4 protein-coding genes are annotated in these 4,450 nt (G+C 42.2%); all 4 read right to left on the reverse strand.

The features are described 5' to 3' along the window. On the reverse strand, nt 1–372 hold a 372-nt coding region (locus NNO02_RS22675; protein WP_271455813.1), incomplete at its 3' end, for a hypothetical protein. 13 nt (nt 373–385) lie between these two features. Next, on the reverse strand, nt 386–2,872 hold the full coding sequence (locus NNO02_RS22680) for a fimbrial biogenesis outer membrane usher protein (protein WP_271455814.1): 2,487 nt from the start codon (nt 2,870–2,872) through the stop codon (nt 386–388). A gap of 14 nt (nt 2,873–2,886) precedes the next feature. Further along, nucleotides 2,887–3,570: a fimbria/pilus periplasmic chaperone gene (locus NNO02_RS22685; protein ID WP_271455815.1), complete on the reverse strand. Its 684-nt coding sequence runs from the start codon at nt 3,568–3,570 to the stop codon at nt 2,887–2,889. A gap of 63 nt (nt 3,571–3,633) precedes the next feature. Further along, nucleotides 3,634–4,221: a fimbrial protein gene (locus NNO02_RS22690; protein WP_271455816.1), complete on the reverse strand. Its 588-nt coding sequence runs from the start codon at nt 4,219–4,221 to the stop codon at nt 3,634–3,636. Between the last annotated feature and the right edge of the window lie 229 nt (nt 4,222–4,450).

Raw genomic sequence — 4,450 nt, forward strand, 5'->3', positions numbered from 1 at the left:
ATTCAGTGCTAATCCTGCCATATTAAAAAAATCTGATAACGTATATTTTTCTTTTTTTGCAATAGTACCTTTTTCCTCGTAACTAACGGAGAAAGAAACAATATAATATTTACTGCCGACCTTAAAAGCATATTTATTGCTATGCAGGAAGGCCATTGCCGCCTTCAACCATACTTGTTCCTGTGCACTACATTTCAGTACAGCATCACCATCCAGGCCAGAAGCAAAGATACCACCAGTAAGCGTACCGGACATTGCATCGGGAGTGAAAGAATATGCGCCCATAATGTTTTCTGAGGGAACAGAATTACATTTATCTGCCTGCGCCACAAACGAGCAGAATGTTAATAGTGTTAAGAGTAACCATCTCATCATCATTATCCTTTTACTGGCAAGCGTATGTCTTACTTACATCAATTCCCTTACTGAAAGAGATTGTGCAGTAACGTCCTTGTTGTTTATCAATGGCAACTTTGATTTTTGCAGGTACATCATTGGTACGAATAAACAACATACTGCCCTGCCCAACCAGGCCAATATTTTCGCCCTGTTCGCTTTCCACTTCATAACCAAAGGTTAATGGGGAACCATCCGGACGCAGTGCTTTAAAATACCAGGGTTTGCGTTGGTCTGTATCAAAGCGCGCCTTGACCACAGATCCGCGGTATGGCGCAACACTTTTACGGTTACCTTGTAACTCTGTTTCACTGTGCGAATTAGACACATCCAGGGTCAGCATATTCTCGCGATACGGTGTCATGCCGTCATATACCACGGTGCCTTTGCTGTTTGTTACCCGATATTTTTGTCCATTGATATATGCGCCTTCAAGTCCAGGGGCCTCCACTATCGCAATAGTATCCGAGAGTGTATTTGCCAGATTAATCCCTCCAGACCACGCCACAATCCCGCCAGACAGGCTTCCGCTGCTCTGTTTATATTTTGACGATTGGCTATAACTCCCATTGACCGTTGCCACTGGTGCTCGCCATGTCAGATTTGCTCCGGCCGTTGTCTCGCTATCCTGGCGCTGGTGACTCAGGTTGACGCCATAATTGAATTGATCGCGATCGCCCGCTATACCAGTGATACCCGTATTATTTGACGCAAAACCATCATCATCAAACGTGGTCGAATTTGATAGATACATTTGTCGCCGTGGAGCAGATATACCATCTCCCCAATTAAACGGTATGGAAATAAAGATGTTGAAACGTTTATCTTCGTTATGATCTTCATCATAAGTCTGGCTGGCCGACAGTGTATAGCTAATACGCTGCCAGCTATTGGTATAGCTCAACTGATAGTCTTTACTGTTACCGCTACGTCCCCAGTAATCTCGCCATAACGTGCTTAGCGATACGGATCCCCAGCCATCCGGTAGCGATTGATTAATATTGGCTGAGAAACTATTTTTGCGGCCAAAATCATACTGGTAATAATCAGCAATATCGTAGACATCATTTTCATCACGATGATACGAGTTTTTATTATTCGCCCAAACGTGATCGTTAAATGTACGATAATCACGGGACGAATAACGGTATGCCGCTAAACCAAAACGTGTTCCGGTTTGCGTGAGAAATTTACTCCATGCAAGCTGGTAGCTCTGACCATCAAAGACATCGCCATTATCCTGTTTACTATGGGACTGGGTCGCATCGAATGAAACCGCGCCGATGCGCGTATTCCAGCCGGTTCCCAGCGTAAAGGCGTTGTAGTTATCCCCTAGCATTGTGCCGCCATACAGCGTTAAAAGATTATTAAAACCATATTGATAGCTGGCCTGAACAAAGTCACTTTGGTTACTGGCGCCTTCAATATGGCTACGACCGGCAGCAAAATCATACTTTGATACTCCGGGCTGAAGCATATTGGGAACCGAAGAATAGGGAACCAGATAGGTTGTGACACTGCCATCCGCTTCTTTCACGCTAACGTCAAGGTCAGCACCGCCACCAGCCAGTTGCAAATCAGCAATGGAGAACGGCCCCGGCGGGACCTGTTTTTGATACACCACGAAACCATTTTGCTCGATAGTGACCAACGCGTTACTTTGCGCAATCCCCTGCACCAACGGCGTAAAATTCTGTTTGGAGTTTGGCAACATCTGCATATCACGGTACAGACGCACTCCGCGAAAGCGAACGGTGTCAAAAATATCTGATGATGTGTACATATCACCCGCCCGTAGCGTACCCAAAATCTCCGGGATCCCACGCTCCAGATACAGAGTATTACTTTTCCACTCACCACTACTGTCATCCGTTTTATTGTAACTGGCATCAGAGTGCAGTTGCCAACCCAGCAAATTTAACCCGCTGTTAAAGCGAACGAAGGTATTCTTACTGGTACCGGAGTTTTTATAATCGCTATAATATTGGCTCGCATAATAGGATGTATACAACGCGCTAATTCCGCGATCCCAGTTTTCTGGCTCAACGTAACCGTGTTCCAGTTCGTTGACAAAAGCCTGTGGTACGTTGAGATCAAGACGAAATCGACTCATATCAAATGTTGACGTCCCGCCCTGCAATGCCGCTTTTAGCGGGACACACTGCGCATCTTTATCAGCGTTAATCCCTTCAGACTTAATACCCAAACGGTGAACGAGATCCCAGCTTAAGCAGGTCTCATCAGGTTCATCCTTCACATTCAGCTCATACTTACCACGCCATTGATTGTTTAGATAAAGATCTAAATCATAGGTACCAGGTAACGGTTTTTCACCGTCGAAACTGAAATTACTAATTTTTTCACCCTTCAATCCACCCATCATAAAATGGGTATCAAAGGTTTCCTCTTCAGCAAATAACTGACCTGAAAACAGCAACAAAAAGATCGCAGAAGCAAGTGGAGTTATCCTTAACATAGCCACACCTCATATTATTTAACGCTGACCGTATCGCTAACGTAATTCCCACGATCATCAATAATGGTGACAACATATTGACTGCTACCATTGTTTCTCAACTGGAGTATCTGGCTGGACAACGGTGGCAATAAAATTGTTTTACCATTTAGTTGTACTTTATTTGCCTCAATTTTTGGCACTGTAATCCAGTTAGCCGTAGCGTTTTGTAAATTTAAACCACGACTATTGCGAGAAAAGGTTAATTTTTTAATACTGTTTTGCGTAACAGCCTCAACGCCTTTTGGCCGATACAGCATTTTCAACCTGTTTTGCATGGCAAATTTAAGTGTGTTTTTCCCATCTTGATCTTTTGCATTAGGTGGGATATCCAACACATTAAAATAAAAAATACTTTCTTTATTATCTGGTAACGCATTAGCCATTTTCTTTATTTTTATTTGCTGACCTGAATTGCCTTTAACACGAACAACGGGTGGTGAAAGCAAAAAGGGTACGTTAATCTTCTCAGGTGGTAATGACGTATCGCCATCATCAATCCAGCTTTGCACCAGAGATGGTCTACTACTCTGGTTCATTAACTGAACGACAATTTCTTTTTTCTCCGCCGGATAAATAACACGGGTGCCATAAATCACAATATCAGCGTGTGCTGGGAGCGTCAGCGCTATCAGGGCTGCAAGTAAAATCCGTTTCATAATACACTACCTTAGTGATAGCGCTATATTGCCGGCGACGCCCGGCAATATAGCCATTGAGAATTAATCTGTTTCGACAGTAAATTTAATAGTGGATTTTACATCACCTGCTTTAACAACCTGAGCCAGACGGGCCCATTGCGCATCAAATTTTAACTTGTATTTAATGCCGTCAGCGCCATTATCTTCACCTTTCAACTGGCTAACATCTACAATTTTATCTTTTGAATCAATATTTACTGTGGTCGAGTCACTGTTATGAAAATCAACAGAGAAACCAACGCCAGTGGCATCGCCATCATCATCTTGTAACAATGTTGGGTGTGCATCAGAAAAACTTGCTGGCTTAAAGGTAATGGTTCTTAGCGCAACAGTAGATGGACAAATTATTTCAATGTAGTCGGTATCATTATTCCATTTAGTAGGATTGATTGCACCAACACTAATCTTGTAAACATCAGAGGTTGAGATCGTGCCCATATCAATAATCGCGGACTCCCCACCACCTGAATTAAAATGGCAGGAGGAACCTTCTACAGTTGCTTTAATAATCAAATGCCCATCTTCAATGATGGCGTTACCGTCTGCTGCATGCACTACTCCGGCGAATAAGAATGGAACCAATGCCGAAAAAACAATCGATCTTTTCATATGTCATTCCTTATGAATTTTGAAAAACATCCATTTAACAATCTCGAAATCAAAGTGTCACGAGAGTAACTTTGACGCAATGTAAAATAATATTTTATTTGATTTAACGCAAATTTCATTAGGCATTATTTATGCCATTAGATAATACTAATTTATAAATTCACAATAATAATAAATAACGGAAATTAAATATAATAAAAAAAGAATAAAAAAAACAGCAGCATTACAG

Origin of the sequence: Citrobacter sp. Awk 2, from assembly GCF_028069815.1 — a bacterium.
Taxonomy (GTDB): Bacteria; Pseudomonadota; Gammaproteobacteria; order Enterobacterales; family Enterobacteriaceae; genus Citrobacter.